The sequence below is a fragment of the Hydrogenophaga sp. genome (assembly GCF_028698005.1).
Lineage (GTDB): Bacteria > Pseudomonadota > Gammaproteobacteria > Burkholderiales > Burkholderiaceae_C > Hydrogenophaga.
Map to the genome: position 1 here is coordinate 1 of NZ_JAQVEJ010000251.1, position 2915 is coordinate 2915.

2 protein-coding genes are annotated in these 2915 nt (G+C 67.0%); both read right to left on the bottom strand.

Features of this window, described 5'->3' with window-relative positions; all coding sequences use genetic code 11:
• On the bottom strand, nt 1-263 hold a 263-nt coding region (locus PHQ87_RS15565; RefSeq protein ID WP_300236387.1), incomplete at its 3' end, for a glutathione S-transferase N-terminal domain-containing protein.
• 31 nt (nt 264-294) lie between these two features.
• On the bottom strand, nt 295-2915 hold a 2621-nt coding region (locus PHQ87_RS15570), incomplete at its 5' end, for a DNA topoisomerase III (protein WP_300236390.1).

Sequence of the window (2915 nt, forward strand, 5' to 3'; positions counted from 1 at the left end):
AGGCCGGCGGCAGGCAGGATGCCGGCCTGCGGAAATTTCGCGTCCAGGTGCAGCAAGATGGCCACGATCTGGGTGACGACTTCGCCATCGTCGACCAGCACCGGCACCTGGCCACGCGGATTCACGGCCAGGTATTCGGCACTGTGCTGCTCACCCTTGTGCAGCTTGACCATGGCGGGCTCGAACTCGGCGCCGCTGAGCTCGAGCATGGCGTGCGGCACGAAGGAACAGGCGCCCGGGGCGAAGAAAAGCTTGAGGCTCATGGATGTTGTCTCCGAGGGTGTTGAAAATCGGTCAGTTGGCCAGGTGTTGGCCGACGATGCCCGCGATCTCGAACATCGTCACCTGGTCCTTGCCGAAGACCGGACGCAGCTTGTCGTCGGCGTTGATCTTGCGTTTGTCGCCCGCGTCCTGCAGGCCATGGGCCTTGATGTAGTCCCACAGCTTCTTGACGACCTCGGGACGTGAGACCGGCGCGTCGCCAATGACGGCGGCCAGCGCGGCGCTGGGCTGCTTGCCGCTGGCGGCGCTGGTCTTGCGCGGGGCTTTGGGGGCAGCGGCCTTCTTCGCGGCCGGCGCCTTCTTGGCGGCGGCCACTTTCTTGGCCGGCGCGGCCTTGGCCGCAGCCCCGGCGGTCTTGCGCGGCGGGAATTTGCTCTCGCGCGGCTCGAACGCGAAGTTCACCTTGCCGGCCTCCTTGTCCCAGACCAGGCAGGCCTTGAAGTTGCGCCGCGTGCGCATGGACACGAATTTGTCGAGCAGGTCGGTCTTGCCGGTTGCCAGCAGCTTGCTCATCTGCTCGCGCGCCACCGGCTGCTGCAGGATGATCTTGCCGCTCTTGAACGTGCAGCCGGGGGTGGGCTGGGCGGCCGTGGGCACGGCCTTGCTGCACACGTAGTTGCTGCCGTGTTCGAACACCGGCGCGCCACAGACCGGGCAGGCGCCCAGGCTCTCCTGGCCGGCAAAGTCCACCAGCTCGCCGGTTTCTTCGGCGTTCTTGTCGTCACCGAAGTCGAACTCCAGCTTCCAGTTCTTGTCCTCGTCGCTGTACTTGAGGGTCATCTCGGCCACGAAGGGCCAGCCGGCCTTGGAGCGGAACCCGTCCAGCGGACCGATGTGCCGGTCGCGCACGAAGGCCTCGGCCTCGGCCACCTCGAAGGTGCGGCCGGCGGGCGACTTCGTGAACGAGAAGCCGCAGCCTTCGCTGTTGCCGTCGGCGCCGCAGCAGGTGTAGCGGCGGTAGTTTTCCTTGACCACGCCGCCGCAGTTGGGGCAGGGCGCTTGCAGCGTGGCGTAGTTGCCGGGCACGGTGTCACGGTCGTATTCCTTGGCCTTCTTCACCAGGCGCTCGGTCATGGCGGCGATCTGCGTCATGAAGGCCTCGCGCGAGAGCTTGCCCTGCTCCATCTGCGCCAGCTTGTATTCCCATTCACCCGTCAGCTCGGGCTTGGACAGCTCCTCCACCGCCAAACCGCGCAACAGCGTCATGAGCTGGAAGGCCTTGGCGGTGGGAATCAGCTCACGCCCTTCGCGCAGCAGGTATTTCTCGGTCAGCAGGCCCTCGATGATGGCCGCGCGCGTGGCCGGTGTGCCCAGGCCTTTCTCCTGCATCGCCTCGCGCAGCTCGTCGTCGTCCACCAGCTTGCCCGCGCCCTCCATGGCACCCAGCAGCGTGGCTTCGGAGTAGCGTGCCGGCGGGCGGGTCTTGAGCCCCTTGGCCTCGACCGACTCGGTGCGCACCGTCTCGCCCTCGCGCACCGGCACCAGGTTCTGGCCCTTGTCGCCGTCTTTCGCGCCCTCGACGTCCTCGGCGGCCTCCTTGCCGTACACCGCCATCCAGCCGGGCTTCACGAGCACCTTGCCTTCGGTCTTGAAATGGTGATTCAGGACTTTGCTGATGCGCGTCGTCACCATGAACTCGGCGCTGGGGAAAAACACCGCGATGAAGCGGCGCACCACCAGGTCGTAGAGCTTCTGTTCGGCTTCCGAGAGGCCGTGAGGCTTTTGCAGCGTCGGGATGATGGCGAAGTGGTCCGAGACCTTGCTGTTGTCGAAGATGCGCTTGCTCGGGCGGATGTAGTGGTTGTCCAGCGCGGTCTGCGCATGCGGCGCCAGGTGGCCCATGCCACTGTCCGCGAGCATCTCCAAGGTCTGCTTCACGGTGCCGAGGTAGTCCTCGGGCAGGGCGCGCGAGTCCGTCCGCGGGTAGGTCAGGGCCTTGTGCCGCTCGTACAGGCTTTGCGCGAGCTGCAGCGTGGTCTTGGCCGAGAAGCCGAAGCGGCCATTGGCCTCGCGCTGCAGGCTGGTCAGGTCGTACAGCAGGCCGCAGGCCTGGGTGGTGGGTTTGCGCTCTTCGGTGACGCTGGCGGCCTTGCCGCGCACGGCCTCGACGATGGCCAGCGCCTCACGCTGGTCCCACAGGCGGTCGGCGCGCAGGTCGGGGTCGGCATCCTCGCCACCGGGCTTCTTGAAGGCCGGGTCGAACCACTTGCCCGGGTACTCGCCAGCCTCGGCCAGGAACGAGGCATGGATTTCCCAGTAGTCGCGCGGCCTGTGCGCGCGGATTTTCTCCTCGCGTTCGACCACGATGGACAGCGTGGGCGTCTGCACCCGCCCCACGGTGGTGAGGAAAAAGCCCCCGTCGCGCGAGTTGAAGGCGGTCATCGCGCGCGTGCCGTTGATACCGACCAGCCAGTCGGCCTCGGAGCGGCTGCGCGCCGCGTCGGCCAGGCCCCGCATCTGCTCGTCGCTGCGCAGGTGCTCAAAGCCGTCGCGGATGGCCTGCGGCGTCATCGACTGCAGCCACAGGCGCTGCACCGGTTTGCCCAGCGGCTTGCCGCCACCGGCGTACTGCTCGATCAGGCGGAAAATCAGTTCACCCTCGCGGCCGGCGTCACAGGCATTGATCAGGCGCG